This window comes from Streptomyces sp. ME02-8801-2C, from assembly GCF_033793965.1.
Classification (GTDB): domain Bacteria; phylum Actinomycetota; class Actinomycetes; order Streptomycetales; family Streptomycetaceae; genus Streptomyces.
The window spans coordinates 39805-55385 of the sequence record NZ_JARAXP010000009.1; the positions used below are offsets into that span (position 1 = coordinate 39805).

Annotated in this window: 17 protein-coding genes; 12 read left to right on the forward strand and 5 right to left on the reverse strand. The window is 70.8% G+C overall.

Annotated elements, in window-relative coordinates; translation table 11 throughout:
- Positions 1-115 precede the first annotated feature (115 nt).
- On the reverse strand, positions 116-742 hold the full coding sequence (locus PV396_RS28675; protein ID WP_319209447.1) for a TetR family transcriptional regulator: 627 nt from the start codon (positions 740-742) through the stop codon (positions 116-118).
- A gap of 121 nt (positions 743-863) precedes the next feature.
- Here PV396_RS28675 and PV396_RS28680 point away from each other — a divergent pair, with 121 nt between their 5' ends.
- From PV396_RS28680 to PV396_RS28705, 6 genes are all read left to right on the forward strand, one after another.
- Positions 864-1016, forward strand: coding sequence for a hypothetical protein (locus tag PV396_RS28680; protein WP_319209449.1), 153 nt, complete (start codon positions 864-866; stop codon positions 1014-1016).
- Between the two features lie 5 nt (positions 1017-1021).
- A complete protein-coding gene (locus PV396_RS28685; RefSeq protein ID WP_319209451.1) occupies positions 1022-1297 on the forward strand; it encodes a DUF4190 domain-containing protein in 276 nt (91 codons plus the stop codon).
- A 219-nt stretch (positions 1298-1516) separates the two neighbouring features.
- The gene (locus tag PV396_RS28690; RefSeq protein ID WP_319209453.1) at positions 1517-2722 is read left to right on the forward strand and encodes a pyruvate carboxyltransferase; all 1206 of its coding nucleotides are present in this window, start codon (positions 1517-1519) and stop codon (positions 2720-2722) included.
- Positions 2719-3582 (forward strand): prephenate dehydratase, encoded by an 864-nt coding sequence (pheA, locus tag PV396_RS28695; protein ID WP_319209454.1) that lies wholly within the window; start codon positions 2719-2721, stop codon positions 3580-3582. The genes PV396_RS28690 and pheA overlap by 4 nt, the downstream gene beginning before the upstream one ends.
- Complete coding sequence (locus PV396_RS28700) at positions 3579-5510, forward strand: FAD/NAD(P)-binding protein (protein ID WP_319209456.1); 1932 nt, start codon at positions 3579-3581, stop codon at positions 5508-5510. Before pheA ends, PV396_RS28700 begins: the two co-directional genes overlap by 4 nt.
- Complete coding sequence (locus PV396_RS28705; protein WP_319209458.1) at positions 5507-6733, forward strand: pyridoxal phosphate-dependent aminotransferase; 1227 nt, start codon at positions 5507-5509, stop codon at positions 6731-6733. Before PV396_RS28700 ends, PV396_RS28705 begins: the two co-directional genes overlap by 4 nt.
- A 77-nt stretch (positions 6734-6810) precedes the next feature.
- Here the strand turns inward: PV396_RS28705 and PV396_RS28710 are convergent, their stop codons facing one another.
- Entirely contained in the window at positions 6811-7521 is a 711-nt protein-coding gene (locus PV396_RS28710; protein ID WP_319209460.1) for a response regulator transcription factor, read from the reverse strand.
- Between the two features lie 259 nt (positions 7522-7780).
- Between PV396_RS28710 and dhaL the strand changes: the two genes are divergently transcribed.
- Complete coding sequence (dhaL, locus tag PV396_RS28715; protein WP_319209462.1) at positions 7781-8491, forward strand: dihydroxyacetone kinase subunit DhaL; 711 nt, start codon at positions 7781-7783, stop codon at positions 8489-8491.
- Between the two features lie 28 nt (positions 8492-8519).
- Here dhaL and PV396_RS28720 read toward each other — a convergent pair whose 3' ends face one another.
- Together PV396_RS28720 and aroH are read right to left on the reverse strand one after the other, a co-directional pair.
- Positions 8520-9746: a 3-deoxy-7-phosphoheptulonate synthase gene (locus PV396_RS28720; protein WP_319209465.1), complete on the reverse strand. Its 1227-nt coding sequence runs from the start codon at positions 9744-9746 to the stop codon at positions 8520-8522.
- A 280-nt stretch (positions 9747-10026) separates the two neighbouring features.
- The gene (gene aroH / locus PV396_RS28725; protein WP_319209933.1) at positions 10027-10398 is read right to left on the reverse strand and encodes a chorismate mutase; all 372 of its coding nucleotides are present in this window, start codon (positions 10396-10398) and stop codon (positions 10027-10029) included.
- Positions 10399-10707: 309 nt separating this feature from the next.
- Here aroH and leuC point away from each other — a divergent pair, with 309 nt between their 5' ends.
- The 5 genes from leuC to PV396_RS28750 all read left to right on the forward strand — a co-directional run bounded on the left by leuC (position 10708) and on the right by PV396_RS28750 (position 14890).
- Positions 10708-12111 carry a 3-isopropylmalate dehydratase large subunit gene (gene leuC / locus PV396_RS28730; RefSeq protein WP_319209466.1) on the forward strand — a complete coding sequence of 468 codons (1404 nt, stop codon included), beginning with the start codon at positions 10708-10710 and terminating at the stop codon, positions 12109-12111.
- A gap of 16 nt (positions 12112-12127) precedes the next feature.
- Entirely contained in the window at positions 12128-12724 is a 597-nt protein-coding gene (gene leuD, locus PV396_RS28735; RefSeq protein WP_319209468.1) for a 3-isopropylmalate dehydratase small subunit, read from the forward strand.
- On the forward strand, positions 12721-13371 hold the full coding sequence (locus tag PV396_RS28740) for an isochorismatase family cysteine hydrolase (RefSeq protein ID WP_319209470.1): 651 nt from the start codon (positions 12721-12723) through the stop codon (positions 13369-13371). Before leuD ends, PV396_RS28740 begins: the two co-directional genes overlap by 4 nt.
- 5 nt (positions 13372-13376) lie before the next feature.
- A complete protein-coding gene (locus PV396_RS28745) occupies positions 13377-14381 on the forward strand; it encodes a TauD/TfdA family dioxygenase (RefSeq protein ID WP_319209473.1) in 1005 nt (334 codons plus the stop codon).
- Positions 14382-14464: 83 nt separating this feature from the next.
- Positions 14465-14890, forward strand: a complete 426-nt coding sequence (locus tag PV396_RS28750; RefSeq protein WP_319209476.1) for a cupin domain-containing protein — start codon at positions 14465-14467, stop codon at positions 14888-14890.
- Between the two features lie 64 nt (positions 14891-14954).
- On the opposite strand, the gene PV396_RS28755 is transcribed toward PV396_RS28750, so the two are convergent.
- The gene (locus tag PV396_RS28755; RefSeq protein WP_319209479.1) at positions 14955-15488 is read right to left on the reverse strand and encodes a CGNR zinc finger domain-containing protein; all 534 of its coding nucleotides are present in this window, start codon (positions 15486-15488) and stop codon (positions 14955-14957) included.
- Positions 15489-15581 lie beyond the last annotated feature (93 nt).

The window sequence follows — 15581 nt, forward strand, 5'->3', positions numbered from 1 at the left end:
CTGCCCCGGGGCCCGGTGGCGCGCCCGGGCTGCCCGGCGGGCCCGGCGGGGGATGTGCGTGCAGCGCGCTCGACGGATCGGCGCGCCGCCCAGGGGGTGAGGGCCTCCGGGGCGGTCAGGTCAGCCAGTGGCCTCGGCCTATGGCGATCAACCGCATCCGCCGGGTCGCCAGATGGGCGACCCGTTCGCGCTGCTTCGCCGGGGCGTCCAGGGTTTCCAGGAACTGGGACGCCGTGATCAGCATCTGGTCGACGTACAGACCCGCGAGCATCAGCAGGTCCTCCTCGGACCAGCCCTCCGACTCGGGCTGTTCGGCCAGCGCGTCCCGAACCTCCTCGGTGAAGCGGGCCAGTTGGTCCCGGATGGCCTCGCGGACCGACTGGACCCCGCCGTGCCGCTCGCGCGCGATGAAGCGGACGTGCGCGGGCTGCGCCTGGACATGACCGGCGATCAGGTCGACCGCGCGGACGATGCGGTCGTCGGTGTCGCCGGACCCGGACACCGTCGTACCGATCATCGGGTGGAGGCTGCCGAGCGCCTCCTCGACCAGGGCGATGCCGAGGTCGGCGGTCGAGCGGAAGTGGCGGTAGAAGGCGGTGGGGGCGACTCCTACCGCCCGGGTGACCTCGCGCAGGCCGAGGCTGCTCAGACTCTGGTCCTCCAGGAGGCCGAGCGCCGCGTCCAGGAGCGCCTGGCGGGTCTTCTGCTTCTGGGCCTGCCGGATGCCGAGAGTGTGACTCATGCCATGCAGTTAACAACTGTTCTCTGTGATTGGAAAGCCGGGAAGCGAGCTAGGCTAGGAAGTCAGTGAACAAGTGTTACTACAAGCGTTCACTGAACTGTAACGAAAGGGATCTCCTCCCATGTTCTTCCTCGTAGCCGCCCTACTGCTGCTGGGCATGGTGATGGGCACCGTCGCCCATCTCCCGTTCTCGTTCACCGTCCTGGCCGCCGCCGGCATCGCCGCCTGGCTGGGCATCTTCGCGCTCCGTGAGCGCCTCGCCCGTCGGAGCTGATCACCATGCAACTCACCGCCTCCGCCACCGGCCCCACCGAGCGCACCGCCCCCCGCGACGCCGACGGCATGGCCGTCGCGTCCTTCGTCCTCGGCCTGCTGGGTCTGCTCGTCCTCAACGTCGTCCTCGGCCCCGTCGCCATCACGCTGGCCGTCGTCGCCCTCTGGCGCGGCACCAAGCGGCGCGGCCGCGCCCTCCTAGGCCTCGGCCTGGGCATCGCCGACCTGGTCGTACTGGTCACCCTGATGCAGCTGGACAGCACCGTCTCGTGGAGTTTCTGAGAACTTCTCAGGTGACGCATCGCCCTCCCGGAGGAAGCGGCGCCCGCGAATCGGTCTTTGGTGGACCCCCACTCCACCAAAGGCGCGGAAGAGGTACCCGGTGGAGGGTGGCATGCCCCGCGCTCCTCCATCGGCGGATGACGCGGCCCACCCGCGCCCCAAGGATCTGTGCCGTTCGGCCGAGGTGTCCGAGCGCTTTCCAGGTCCCTTGGGGGAGAAGTGAACGATCAGGCAACGCCCCGTCGCATATCGGTCTTCGACACCACCCTCCGCGACGGTGAGCAGGCGCCGGGCAACGCTATGACGCCCGACCAGAAACTCGAACTGGCCCTGCTGATCGCGGGGTTGGGAGTGGACACCATCGAGGCGGGCTTCCCCGCCTCCTCGCCCAGCGACTTCGAGGCGACCCGCCTGATCTCCCAGGAGCTGGCCGGCACCAGGTTCGCCACGTTCTCCCGGACCACCCGCCGGGACGTCGCACTCGCCGTGGAGGCCGGCGGCGTCGACAACCACCAGGTACAGATGGTCGCCACCGGCAGCCAGATCCACCTGACGCACAAGCGCGGCATCAGTCGGCACGCCGCCGTCCAGGAAGTGGTCGACACCGTACGGTTCGCCGCGTCGCTCGGCGTCACCGACATCGCCGTCGGCATCGAGGACGCGAGCCGCGGCGCGGACGACCTGCTGCGGGCCCTCACCGAGTCGGCCGTGGACGCGGGCGCGACCTGCATCATCCTCGCCGACACGACCGGCTGCCACACGCCCGACGAGTTCGGCGCCCTCATCGGCAAGATCCGCCGCTGGGCACCAGAGCCCGTCAAGGTCTCCACCCACTGCCACAACGACTTCGGCCTGGCCACCGCCAACACGCTCGCCGGACTCGCGGCCGGCGCGGACGAGGTCCAGGTCGCCCTCGGCGGCATCGGCGAACGGGCCGGCAACACCTCCCTGGAGGAGGTCGCCGCGGTCCTCGCCTACAAGAGCGAGATCCTTGGACTCACCACCGACATCCGCCTCGACACCATGTACCCGGCCTACCAGCGACTCCGCGAGATCATCCGGCTGGAGGAGCCCCGCAACAAGCCCATCTTCGGCAAGTACGTCTTCGGCACGGCCGCAGGCATCCACCAGCAGGGCATGCTCAGCGACCCGAGCACCTACGAGTACGTCGAGCCCGCCCGCTTCGGACGCGAACGTTCCCTGCTCATCGGCCGCCACTCCGGCCGCACCGTCCTGCGCCATCTCCTGGAGCAGCTGTCCGTACAGGTCGGCGAGGACGAGCTGGACGAGCTGTACCGCGTCCACATCGCCGAGCGTGCACAGGGCGACTGCGAGGACCTGTCCGTCGTACGGGAACGGCTCGCCCGTGACCTCGGCGAGCGGGCGAACGGCGGAGCGCTGACCACGGTGGGCGCGGGCCGATGAAATACGCCTATCTCGGCCCGGAGGGCACCTTCACCGAGTCCGCCGTGCGGCGGCTCACGGGGGGCTCGGTACGGCAGGCCGTGCCGTTCGCCAGCGTGCCGGCCGCCGTGGAGGCGCTCACGTCCGGGCGGTCCGAGCGGACGGTGGTGCCGCTTGAGAACTCCGTGAGCGGTGTCGTTCCGGCCACGCTCGGCGAACTCGTCGCCCATGCCGGGCACATCAGGATCGACGCCCAGGTGTCGCTCGGCGTCAGCTTCGACCTCATGGCCGCCGAAGGAACCCAACTGTCCGACGTACGCCGGGTGATCACCCATCCGCACGCGCACGGGCAGTGCGGCCGTTGGGTCCGGCTGCACCTCCCGCATGCCGAACTGGTCACCGCCGCCTCGACGGCGGAGGCCGCGCGCTCGACTGCGGACAGCCGCTCGCCCGGGGACGCGGCCATCGCGAGCTCCGCGGCCGCCGCCCGCTACGGACTGACCGTGCTGGCCTCGGACATCGGCGCCCGCCAGGACGCCATGACACGGTTCGTGTCGCTGCGCCGCAGCGGCCCGGAGGGTCCGACCTCGGACCGGGACCGCACCGCCCTGCTCATCACCTCCGACAGCTCCGATCCCGGTGTCCTCACCGGTGTCCTCGGCGAGCTGAGCGTTCGGCGGATCTCGGTCGCCTGGATCCAGTCCTGGCCTCGGCCCGCTGAGCACGGGCGCTACCACTTCCTCGTCGAGGCCGAGGGGCACATCGAGGAGGGCGGGCTCGCCGAGGCGGTCGTCGCGATGCGCCGTGGTGTCGACTCCCTGACCCTGCTCGGGAGTTATCCGTATCTGGTCGACCGCGCCCTGGAGAGGACCGCCGCATGAGCGGGACACGAATCGCTGTCATCGGCAGCGGGCCCAGAGGAATGATGGTCCTCGAACGGCTCGTCGCCCGCCTCGCCGAGCAGCAGGACACCACAGATCCTCTGGATGTCAGGATCTTCCTGGTGGACGCGGTGGAACCGGGCGCCGGGCAGGTCTACCGCACCGACCAGCCCGACTGGTTCCTGATGAACACCGTGGCGGGCCAGATCTCCGCCTACTCGGGCCTGCCCGACGGAGGACCGGTCCAGGCGGGCGCCGGACCCTCGTTCGCCGAGTGGTGGGAGTCCGCCGACGCGGCGGGCTACCCCGGCCCGGACAGCTACGCGCCCCGCGCACAGTACGGCCGTTATCTGCGCTCGGTGCTCGCCGCCATCCAGGCATCCCTGCCGCCCGGTGTACGGCTGCGGTGCATCAAGGAGCGCGTCGAGGACGTCGTCGGCGGTGCCGGCCGCTACCGGCTCACCCTGTCCGGCGGCGAACGGCTCGACGTCGACCGGGTAGTACTCACCACCGGCCACGCGAGCAACGAACTCACCGGCCGCGAGGGCGACCTCGCCGACTTCGCCGTACGCCACCCCGGACTCCGGTACATCCAGGGCGGCTCGGCGGCCGACATGCCCCTCGACGACATCCCGGCCGGCTCCCGGGTCGGGGTCATCGGCCTCGGCCTGTCCTTCTACGACGTGATGGCCGCCCTCACCCTGGGCCGTGGCGGCACCTTCACCGAACGCGCGGACGGCACGCTCCGTTACGTCCCCAGCGGCAGCGAACCGGTAATCGTCGCCGGATCCCGCAGCGGCATGCCGCTGCACGCCCGGGGCCACAACCAGAAGCCCCCGACCTACTCCTACCACCCGGTCCTCTTCACCCTCGACCGGGTACGCGCCCACCGCCCCTGGGGGCCGCTCGACTTCGCCGAGGACGTCTACCCGTGGCTCAAGGCGGAGATCGACCTCGTCTACTACGGCACCGCCCTGCGCCGTGCGCTCGGCACCGACGCCGCCGAACGGTTCGCCGCACAGGTGACGAAGGCCGCCGAACACGGCGTACCCCAAGTTGCGGAAACAGCACGGCAGTTCGGGCTACGCGACCAGCCGCCGCTCGACCTCGACACGCTGGCCCGGCCGTTCGAGCAGGGCGCGTTCACCGGGCCCGCCGAGTTCGGCCGGGTGCTGCGCAAGGAGATCGAACAGGACCTTGCCGCCGCCGCGGAAGGCAACGTCGACTCGCCGCTGAAGGCCGCGCTCGACGTCATGCGCGACACCCGCTGGGTCATCCGCGAACTGGTCGACTTCTCCGGCCTGACCGCGCGCTCGCAACGCGACGACTTCCTCGGCTGGTACGTGCCCAGGGCGTCGTTCCTCGCGGCGGGCCCGCCCAGTGTCCGGCTCCGGCAGGTGCTGGCTCTGCTCGACAGCGGGCACCTGCACATCGTGGGCCCGCACACCCGCTACGACACCGACGCGGCCACAGGCCGGTACACGGTCTCCTCGCCCCGCGTCGACGGCTCCGCTCTGTCGGTCACCACCCTGGTGGACGCCCGGGTCCCCGACCCCGACCTGCGCCGCAACACGCAGCCCCTGACAGCGCGGCTGCGTGAACGGGGCGTATGGACGAGCTACGTCAACCGGAAGGGCGCCCATCGGGCGGAGGCCCACGAGGTCTACGACACCGGTGGGGTCGCGGTGACCCAGAGCCCGTTCCATCCCGTCGACCGCGAGGGCCGCGCCGACGAGGGCATGTACGTGCTCGGCATCCCCACCGAGCACACCCGCTGGTTCATGCAGGTCGGCAGCAGCAGGCCCGGTATGTGGAGCGACTTCGTCCGCGACGCCGACCGGATCGCGGAACACGCGCTGGAGGCGCGGCCGGCCGGCTTGGCCGTACGAGACGCCGGTGACCGGCCGGTGGAGAGGAAAGCCGGATGAACGAGCGGGCGAGGGAGAGGGCGGGTGCGGGTCAGGTGTGTGGTGTCCGTGTCGCACAGCGCTTCTCCCGGGTTGAGCGATCCGCCACCGTGGCGCTGCTGGAGACCGTCCAGCGGCTGCGGCGCGAAGGGGTCGCCGTGCTCGATCTCAGCGGCGGCGAACCGGACTTCACGACGCCGGATGCCGTGATCGCGGAGACTGTGACGGCGCTGGAGGGCGGCGACACGCACTACACCCCGAGCCGGGGCCTGCCCGAACTCCTGGGCGTCATCGGGGAGAAGCTCGCCACCGAGAATGGGGTCCACGTCGATCCGGCCACCGGGATCGTCGTCACTCCCTCCGCCAAGCAGGCCTTGTTCACCGCGCTGATGACGGTCCTCGACCCGGGCGACGAGGTGATCGTGCCGACGCCCGCCTGGGTCAGCTATCCGGCGATGGCTGGACTGATCGGGGCCCGCGCGGTGCCGGCGGAACTCCGCGCGGAGGACGGCTTCCGCCTCTCCCGGCAGCTGCTGGAGAGCCGGCTCACGGACCGGACGCGGGCGGTGGTGGTCAACACCCCGGCCAACCCCACGGGCCACGTACTGGACGAGGCGGAGGCGGCGCAGATCGTGGCGTTCGCGATGAAGCACGACCTGGTGCTGATCGTGGACGAGATCTACGAGAAGATCGTGTACGACGGACACCGCCACCTCAGCCTGGCGAGCCTGCCCGGGGCGGCCGAACGGACCCTGACGGTAAACGGCTTCTCGAAGGCGTACGCGATGACAGGCTGGCGTCTGGGGTACCTCGCCGGCCCCGAGCCGCTGATCGCGCAGGCCCTCAAGGTCCAGGAGCACACGGTGAGTTGTGCGGCTTCGTTCGTGCAGCGCGGTGGAGTGGCCGCGCTGACCCGCGCGGCCGACGACGTCACCGCGATGCTGAAGGAGTACACCATCCGCAGGGAGCTGACGGTCACCGCCCTGAACGCCCTGCCGGGGGTCACCTGCACCTACCCGGAGGGCGCCTTCTACGCGTTCGCCGACATCCGGGGTACCGGCCTGACCTCGGCGGGCTTCGCCCAGGTCCTGCTGGAGCGGGCGGCGGTCACGGTGGCGCCGGGCTCGGCGTTCGGCGCGGCCGGCGAAGGATACGTACGCCTGTCGTTCGCGGCGTCACGGGACGTGCTGGAGGGGGCCGGGGCGCGACTGGCCGGGCTGGCGGGGGAGTGGCCCGAGGGCTGACACCGGGCCGCAGCGGCGCGGGGGGTGCCGGCATACGGCTCCGCCCCGCGCGGGCGATCGGCCCACCTGGCCCGCGGCTAGGGAACCGCGCACCCCGCGGAGTTCTCCGCTCCCCAGAACTGCTGAAAGAGCAGCACCGCCTCCAGCCGATTGCGCGCCCCCAACTTCGTCAGTACGTGCGAGACATGGCTCTTGACGGTCGCGGGCGACACCCGAAGCCGTACTGCCGTCTCCGCCGTCGACATCCCCTCCGCGAGATTGCGCAGCACCTCCTGCTCGCGTGAGGTGAGTGTGTGCAGGAGGTGCTGCGTGCCGGCCGGGGGCGGGCTCGGCGCGGGGGGCGTACGCCGGGCGTACAGGGTATGCAGTTCCGGCGAGAGCACCGTGTGTCCGGACGCCACCGCGCGGATCGCCGCCGCGAGCCCCGCCACCTTGATGTTCTTCACCAGGCAGCCCATGGCACCGGCCTCGAAGGCCGCGTCCAGACGCCGCTGTGTCCAGCCGGTACCGACGAGCAGCACGCCCGCCTTTCGCAGCTGCAGTTGCCGGACCAGCCCGGTGGCGTCCTCGTGCGGGGCGACGGCCAGGACGACGACGTCGACCCGGTCCAGCGGCCACTGCCGCAGCGGCTGGTGGTTGTTGACGCTGCCCGTCACTTCGAGCTGCGCCGAGGCGCCGAGGACGCGGGCCAGGACATGCCGGGAGATGGGGTCGTGGTCCGCCACCAGTACGCGCGCTGTGGTCTCGACGGCCTTGTCCATGCCGAACAGGTCACGCTCGAGAGACATGCTGTTTACCCTTCGTCCGACTGCTGACGGCAAATCGATGACCGCGGATGAGCCCTGTCACGAGCACGAATCGTAGTCATCCGAATCATGTTCAGTAATACCGAACGATGTTTCTTCTCAGTGGTGTCGGTCACGCGTGATCCAGGCCACCCTGGCGCGATCGCTGCGGGTGCGGTCGCAAAGTTTTGTGTTCGTTGGTTTGCATGCCGTTGATCAAGATGATGGCGGCGCATAGTCTCTGGTAGGCGAGGTGCGAGCCGTGGCTGCTGAGGGGGGACTTGCTGTGGACAGCGTGCTGGCCAGGGACTGGTTATTGGCCTTTGGGGTGGCTGCCCACGCGGAGAAGAGACGGCTGACCACCCTCGATTCGGCGATCGGTGACGGGGACCACGGCGTCAATCTGTGCCGGGGCCTGTCCCGCGTCCGCGAACTGTTGTTGAAGGACAAGGACGGGGAAGCGCACGGCACGGTCGGTGAACTGTTCACGGACGCCGGGGCATTACTCCGTTCCCATGTGGGGGGCGCCTCGGGGGTGTTGTACGGCAGCGCCTTCCAGGCGATCGGCGGCGCGCTGCCGGTGGCCGAGGTCGACGCGGTCCGGTTCGCGGACGCGCTCGATGCCGGGCTCGCTGCCACAGTCAGGCTGGGTGCGGCGATCCCCGGCGACAAGACCATGGTCGACGCCTTCACCCCCGCCGTGACCGCGTTCCGGGACTTCCGGTCGTGGCACACGTTGACTTCCGGTCAAGTGCCCTGCGCCGCAAGGGATTTGACCGATGCGGCGGAGGCTGCGGCGGTTGCTGCCAGGGACGGTGCCCTGGCCACGATCCCTATGCAGGCCCGCAAGGGACGCGCCTCCTACCTCGGCCCGCGCAGCATCGGCCACCTCGATCCCGGCGCCGCCTCCACGGAGTTGCTCTTCAGCTCCCTCGCCAGAGCGGCGAAGGGATGGGCCGTGACGTCGGCCTGAGGACGCGTGCGGTCAGGGTGCGTTCGGGTCAGGGCGCGCCCCAGGCGCCTGCCACGGTGAACGCCTGCTGCGGGTTCAGCCGGGGGTCGCACAGCGAGGTGTAGTGCTCCGCCACCGCGTCCACGCCGTCGGGTCCCCAGGCGCACTCGGTCACAGGGTCGGGGGTGGTCTCCAGATGTAGTCCTGCGGCCACCCCGCCCGCCCCGGAGACGGCCGCCTGGAAGCCGACGACCTCCTCGATCAGCACCGGCACGATCCGGGTCTTGTGGCCCGACGGTGCGGTGAGTGTGTTGCCGTGCATCGGGTCGCACAGCCAGGCCGCCGGGTGCCCCGCCGCCCGTACGGTGGTGACCAGTCGGGGCAGTTTCGACGCCGCGCCGGCCGCGCCCATACGGGCGATGAGGGTGAGCCGGCCGGGTTCCCTGTCGGGGTCCAGCAGCTCGCACAGGCGCAGCAGGGCATCGGGGTCGGTGTTCGGGCCGACCTTGCAGGCGAGCGGGTTGGTGACCTGGGCGAGCATCCGGGCATGGGCGGCGTCCGGCTGCCGGGTGCGTTCGCCGATCCACGGCAGATGCGTGGACATCAGCATGGTCCGGCCGGTGGGCGTGCGGCGCAGGAAGGGCAGTTCGTAGTCGAGGAGAAGTGCCTCGTGACTCGTCCACACCGGCTCCCCAGTGGGCGGGTTCCAGCCGCCGGTGTGCCCCCGCAGGAACTGGGTGGCCTGCTGCGCCGCCGCGTAGCACTCCAGCATTCGTTCGGCCCGGGGCTGCCTGGCATCCGCGTCCGGTGCTGGATGGTTCACCAACGGCCCCCGGAACGCGGGGAGATCGACACCGTCGACGCGCTCGGTCGGTGAGCTGCGCGGTTTGGCGAACTGACCGGCGATCCGCCCGATCCGGATGACGGGCTTGCCGGTGTTCACCTGCATGATCCCAGCCAGCGCGTCGAGCAGCCCGACCTTGCGGGCGACCGCCGACGGGGTGCACTCCGCGGGGTCCTCGGCGCAGTCACCGGCCTGGATCACCTGGTACTTTCCGGCGGCGGCCTGGGCCAGCAGCATCCGCAGGACCTCCGTCTCCTCCCAGGACACCAGTCCGGGCAGGCGGGACAGCTCGGCGCGCACGGCGGCGGCGCGCACCGGGTCGCTCCACTGTGGCTGCTGATGCGCGGGCGCGGCCAACCAGGCTTCGAGATCCGCCGGTTGCGGCTCGGCGTGGTGGTCGAGGGGAAGCGGGGACGGATAGGACGAGGTCACGGTGGGGCTCCTTCGGGCCGGGGGGTGCGGTCGGCCGGGGCTGTCGCGTCGTCGTGCGGATCTGGTCGCAGGGAAGCGGGGGCACCTGTCCGACGGGGGCGGGGAGCGCGGCTCCGAGGCGGGCAGGAAGCCGGCACCGGCCGGTGCCGCGACAGGCTGAACGGCGGGTCCGCTCCGCGTGAGCGGGATCGGGCGTGGGATGGTCGGCGAGCGCCGGCGAGGCGGCTTCGGACGGGCGCCCGGCGCGGACCGGCCGGTGCCGCAGCCTGCCGTGCCGTGGCTAGGGCCCGGTCCGACCGGTGGCCACCAGGTCGGGACGCAGCGCCGCCGCGCCGTGCAGATAGACGTGCGCGGCGGCGGCCCGGGGCCGGATGGAATGGGTGTGCACGAGCACCCGGACGGTGCGTGGAACGCCGTGCGGTACGGCGAGTTCGGCCGCGCACATCAACGGAACGTCGACCAGGCCCATCTCCCGGGCGGCGCGCGCCGGGTAGTCGGCGGTCAGGTCCGGGCTGGCCGTGAACCAGATGCTGATCAGGTCCGCCGGATCGAGGGCGTTGCGGGTGATCAGCTCCTGGAGCAACTCGGTGGTTGCCGCCACGATGCGCTGGGGCTCGTCCGCGTCCACCTGGGTGGCGCCACGCAGCGCCAGTACCCGTGGCGGGAGCGGCGGGCGGTGGCCGGCGAGGGGTTCGTCGGCCGACGGCGCGTCCGTGGGGCGGGGGTGCCCGGTGACAAGGTGTCCGTTCACTTCTTCTCCGGATGTGCTGAGGACAGACGGAACAGGTGCGGGACGGCGCGTTCATGCTGGGCGAGCGGCGTCGCCGTGTCTTCCACCGACGGTGGACTCCGGCGCCCGCCCCGGCCCGGCTGCGCCGAAGGAGGAACGTCATGCATCGGGGGAGGAGGCCTCCACCATCGGCCGATGTCACCCCGTGGCGCGTGGACGAGCCTGTCGGTCATGGGTTCAACGCTTGCGCAGAAGGTGTGGGCCGGTCACACGGTCCGCAGGAGCGGGTCCGGGGGCGACGATCTGCTGTACGTCGACCTGCATCTGCTCCACGAGGTGAACACGCCGAGGGCGTTCGACGGCCTGCGGGACGCCGGCCGCACCGTACGGCGTCCCGACCTGACGGTGGGCACCGAGGACCACAACGTGCCCACGGTCTCCCTGAACGGCCTGTTCGACGACCCGGCGGGCCGCCGTCAGGCCGCCCAACTGCGGGACAACTGCGGCGCCTTCGGGATCCCGGTGCACCGGCGCGGTGACGACGGTCACGGCATCGTCCATGTCATCGGGCCGGAACAGGGCCTGGTCCGGCCCGGGATGACCGTCGTGTGCTGCGACTCGCACACCACCACGCTGGGCGCCTTCGGCGCGCTGGCTTTCGGGATCGGCACCAGCCAGGTGGAACACGTCCTGGCGACGCAGACCCTGTGGACCGGCCGCCCCAAGGACATGGCGGTCACCGTCACGGGCACCCTCCCGGCGGGCGCGACCGCCAAGGACCTGGTGATGACGCTGATCGCGCGCATCGGCACCGGTGGCGGCCAGGGCCACATCATCGAGTACCGGGGAGAAGCCGTCGACGCCCTCTCCATGGAGGGCCGGATGACCCTCTGCAACATGTCGGTGGAGGCCGGCTCCAAGGCCGGTGTCGTCGGCCCCGACGAGACGACGTTCGCCTATCTGCGCACTCGCCCGGGAATGCCCGAGGGCGCGGACTGGGACGCGGAGGTGGAGTACTGGAAGAGCCTGCGCACCGACCCGGACGCGGCGTTCGACCAGGAGGTCACCCTCGACGCCTCGACGATACGGCCGTACGTCTCCTGGGGGACCAACCCCGCGCAGAGCGCGCCGGTGGACGCCCGGGTGCCCGGCCCGGACGAGTTCGCCACCCCCGAGGAACGGACGGCGGCCGAACGCGCGCTGACGTACATGGACCTGCGCCCCGGCAGCCGGCTCCAGGACATCGGCATCGACACCGTCTTCGTCGGCTCCTGCACCAACGGCCGGATCGAGGACCTGCGCGCGGCGGCCGAGGTGCTGCGCGGACGCCGGGTCGCCGACAGTGTACGGATGCTGGTCGTGCCCGGCTCGGCCGCCGTGCACCGGCAGGCCGTGGACGAGGGCCTCGACAAGGTCTTCACCGGCGCCGGCGCCGACTTCCGGCCCATCGCGGGCTGCTCGATGTGCTGCGGCCTCAACGAGGACCGGCTGAAGGCCGGACAGCGCGCCGTGTCCACCAGCAACCGCAACTTCGAGGGCCGGCAGGGCAAACGGGCCCGTACGCACATCGCTTCCCCGGAAGTGGCGGCGGCCAGCGCGGTCACCGGCCGGATCACCGCCCCCGCCGACCTGTGAGACGAGACGGACACAAATGAAGCAGTTCACCGTGCATGTCGGTACGGCGCTGCCGCTGCGGCGCAGCAACGTCGACACCGACCAGATCATCCCCGCCCGCTTCGTCCCCTACTTCCAGCACACCGGACAGGGCAACGGCCTGTTCGCGGACTGGCGCGACGACCCGGCCTTCGCCGCCAACCAGCCCCAGTACCAGGGGGCGACGGTCCTCGTGGCAGGCAACGACTTCGGTACCGGCTCCTCCCGCGAGTCCGCGGTCTGGGCGCTGCAGAAGGCCGGCTTTCTCGCCGTGCTCGCCCCGCGCTTCGGCGACATCTTCCGTGAGAACGCCCTCATGCGCGGCCTGCTTCCGGTGCGGCTGCCGACGCCGGTTGTCGAGGAGCTGTGGGAGCTGACCGAGGGCGACGCGACGACGCCGGTCACCGTCGACCTGGAGCGGCAGGAGGTCCGGTTCGCCGACCGCACCGAGGAGTTCGAGGTGCCCGAGGCGGCCCGCAGGCGGCTGCTGGACGGTACCGACACCATCGGCGACACCCTGCGCCACGCAGCCGAGATCACCCTGCACGAGCGCGCCCGACGGCCGTTCCTGCCCCGGACGAGGAGTGCCGTATGACGACGACCGGAAGCCGGGTGGCACGGCGTCCAGCCCTGCTGGTGCTGGACCTGATCAACGAGATCTCGCACCCCGAGGGCAAGTACAACGACGTCTGCCTGGACCAGATCGAGAGCCGGGGAGTCCTCGGCCACGCCCGGCGTGCCGTGGACCGGGCCCGCGCGGCCGGAATCCCGGTCGTCCACGTCGTCGTCGGCTTCTCCCCGGGGCTCGCCGACTGGCCCGAGACCTCACCGCTGTTCACCGAGGCGGCCGACGGTGACCGGCTGATCCTGGGCACCTGGGGCACCGAGGTGCACGAGTCGCTGAAGCCACTGGCCGACGAACCCGTGGTCGCCAAGCGCCGCGTGAACCCGTTCCTCGGCACGCACCTCGAACTGATTCTGCGCGCCAGGGGCGTCAACACCCTCCTCCTGACCGGGGTGACCACGGACCTGGTGATCCTCTCCACCGCGCGCGAGGCGCACGACCGGGACTTCCTCGTCGAGGTCCTGGAGGACGCCACCGCCACCTCGGACCCCGAACTGCACGAGGCGGCACTGCGGTTGCTCCGCCGCACCGCTGAAGTGACCTCTGTCGACGCGGCGTTGGGTCGACCGCACGACACCGACACCCACGAATCCGCCGACACCGAAGGGAACGTGTGACGCCGATGCAGCCGAGCCATACCATCAGCGACCGTGAGAAGGACGAGCTGTACGGGGTGCTCGAAGCCGTCGACACCAGTCCGTACACCGACTACCCGGCCTTTTCCGCCGCCGTGCGGCAGGCGACGGCGGGCAAGGTGCCGGCCTCGCTGGCCGCGGCGGCCGACCGGATTCGCGCCGACCGCGAGCAGGGTGTCTCGGACACCCATGTGCTGCGCAACTGCCCGGTGGACAAGGACCTTCCTGAGCTCGGCCACGACGACCCGCAGGCCGACAAGTACGCCCACAAGCACACCTTCGTCGCCGAGGGCTTCCTCGAACTCATGGGCCGGCTGACCGCGACCCCGCTCATGTCCTACGCGACCCGCTTCAACGGGGACTTCTTCACCGACGTCTACTCGATCAACAAGTATCACGGCAAGCAGACCGGCTACAGCGACGGCGAACTCGTCTTCCACAACGACCGTACGGCCCACCCCGTGCGCGCGGACTACATCACGCTCCTGGGCATGCGCTGCCCGTTGGAGGAGTACACCGTCACCAGCCTGGTGGAGGCCCGCACCCTGCGCGCCGCCCTCCCCGAGGCCGCGCTGCGCATCCTGGGCGAGCGGCATTTCATCACCCCCTTCGACGTGGTCTCGCGGGACAACAACAGGGACCTGACCGTCTCCGACAGGCACGCGGTCTTCGAGGGCGACTACGGCATCCGCTACCTGGACACGCACACCACGGTCGCGCTGGACGCCCCCGGAGAGGCCAAGGACGCGCTGATCGAGCTGAAGAACGCGCTGACCCGGGCGGAGAAGAAGCGGCATCGCATCCTGGAGGGCGACCTGCTGATCTTCGCCAACCAGAACGGGCTGCACAGCCGGGAGAAGATCGAGGTCATCGACGCCGAACGGTCCCGCTCGCGCTGGCTGCTGAAGACGTACGCCTTCCGGAGCCAGGCCGTCGCCGACGGCTTCGCGGACCGCTGGACGGACGGCATCCCGGGCCGTGTCGGCGACTGACTGCCCAGGCGCCGCCCCGGCTTCTCCTCCGCAAGCCCCGAACGACGTACCACGTACGACGACGTAACCGAAGGGAACACCCCATGACACCGCCCTCGACCTCAGCGGCGACCTCGACCTCGACCGAGGACTACGTCGGCGCGCCGCTTCCCACCCTGTTCACCGGCATGCCCGGTCTGTCCTTCGCCCCGCAGGAGCTGGTCTTCCAGCCTGTCGTGGCCGATGGCCGTACCCAGGCCGAGATGGCCCCGCTGTACACCGTCGCGCAGACCGGCGAGGACGGTCCGGCCGCCGCGGTCATGCACTACCTCCCGGGCGCCAAGGCCCCCTCCCACCTGCACCCCGGCTTCGAGCTGATCTATGTGCTGAGCGGCGAACTGGAGACCGACGACGGCGTCTACGCGGCGGGCAGCCTCCTCGTCATGCCGCCGAACAGCGTGCACGCGCCCCGCAGCCCCAAGGGCTGCGTCGGTCTGGTCGTCTGGGAACGGCCGGTCCAGGTGGTGTGACCGCAGGAGAACAAAGCAAGGCAAGGCATGGAGAGCGGGGCGGGTGGGCGACCACCCGCCCCGCTCAGGCGTGCCGGGAGCGGTAGAGGGCGGCCTTGGCCCGGTTGCCGCAGCGCGCCATGTCGCACCAGCGCCGGGAGCCGCGGTGGGACCGGTCGACGTACAACCGGGTGCACCGCGGCGCCGCGCACTCCTTCACCTGCTCCGGCGTACGGGTGATCAGCTCGACGGCGTCACGAGCCAGCGTCGACAGCACGGCACCGATCGTGCCGTGACGTACGACGGTGCCGTCGGGCACCAGTTCGCAGCGCACCGGGGCGTGGCCGGCGGCGCGGTTGACGACGGCGCAGTCCTCCGGTGCGAAGGGGGCGCCGCTGGTCGAGGAGAGCACGAGCCGGTAGATCGCCTCGCGCAGATGCAGGGCCTGGGTCAGGTCCGCCTTGGTGGCCGACGCGGGGGAGTCCAGCGCTCCCGAGGCGACGGACCAGTCGGTGAGGTCCGCCGGTGTGGTGAGCAGGTCCAGCGCGTCGTCGCGTCGGCTCTGGACCGTACCGACGAAGTCAAGGGCCGTGCTGCCGCTGACGAATGCGAATGTCATCTTGCAAGAGTAACCGCATTGACTGGTTGCTGAGGCGTCTGTAGGGTCCAAATAACCGGATTGGCTGGTTACTTGCTCTGAGAGGTCACCTCT

Excerpts from the sequence above, each read along its gene's own strand:
- PV396_RS28675 (WP_319209447.1), bottom strand. The coding sequence starts at position 742 with ATGAGTCACACTCTCGGCATCCGGCAGGCCCAGAAGCAGAAGACCCGC.
- PV396_RS28680 (WP_319209449.1), top strand. The coding sequence starts at position 864 with ATGTTCTTCCTCGTAGCCGCCCTACTGCTGCTGGGCATGGTGATGGGC.
- PV396_RS28685 (WP_319209451.1), top strand. The coding sequence starts at position 1,022 with ATGCAACTCACCGCCTCCGCCACCGGCCCCACCGAGCGCACCGCCCCC.
- pheA (WP_319209454.1), top strand. The coding sequence starts at position 2,719 with ATGAAATACGCCTATCTCGGCCCGGAGGGCACCTTCACCGAGTCCGCC.
- PV396_RS28700 (WP_319209456.1), top strand. The coding sequence starts at position 3,579 with ATGAGCGGGACACGAATCGCTGTCATCGGCAGCGGGCCCAGAGGAATG.
- PV396_RS28705 (WP_319209458.1), top strand. The coding sequence starts at position 5,507 with ATGAACGAGCGGGCGAGGGAGAGGGCGGGTGCGGGTCAGGTGTGTGGT.
- PV396_RS28710 (WP_319209460.1), bottom strand. The coding sequence starts at position 7,521 with ATGTCTCTCGAGCGTGACCTGTTCGGCATGGACAAGGCCGTCGAGACC.
- leuC (WP_319209466.1), top strand. The coding sequence starts at position 10,708 with ATGGGTTCAACGCTTGCGCAGAAGGTGTGGGCCGGTCACACGGTCCGC.
- leuD (WP_319209468.1), top strand. The coding sequence starts at position 12,128 with ATGAAGCAGTTCACCGTGCATGTCGGTACGGCGCTGCCGCTGCGGCGC.
- PV396_RS28740 (WP_319209470.1), top strand. The coding sequence starts at position 12,721 with ATGACGACGACCGGAAGCCGGGTGGCACGGCGTCCAGCCCTGCTGGTG.
- PV396_RS28745 (WP_319209473.1), top strand. The coding sequence starts at position 13,377 with ATGCAGCCGAGCCATACCATCAGCGACCGTGAGAAGGACGAGCTGTAC.
- PV396_RS28750 (WP_319209476.1), top strand. The coding sequence starts at position 14,465 with ATGACACCGCCCTCGACCTCAGCGGCGACCTCGACCTCGACCGAGGAC.
- PV396_RS28755 (WP_319209479.1), bottom strand. The coding sequence starts at position 15,488 with ATGACATTCGCATTCGTCAGCGGCAGCACGGCCCTTGACTTCGTCGGT.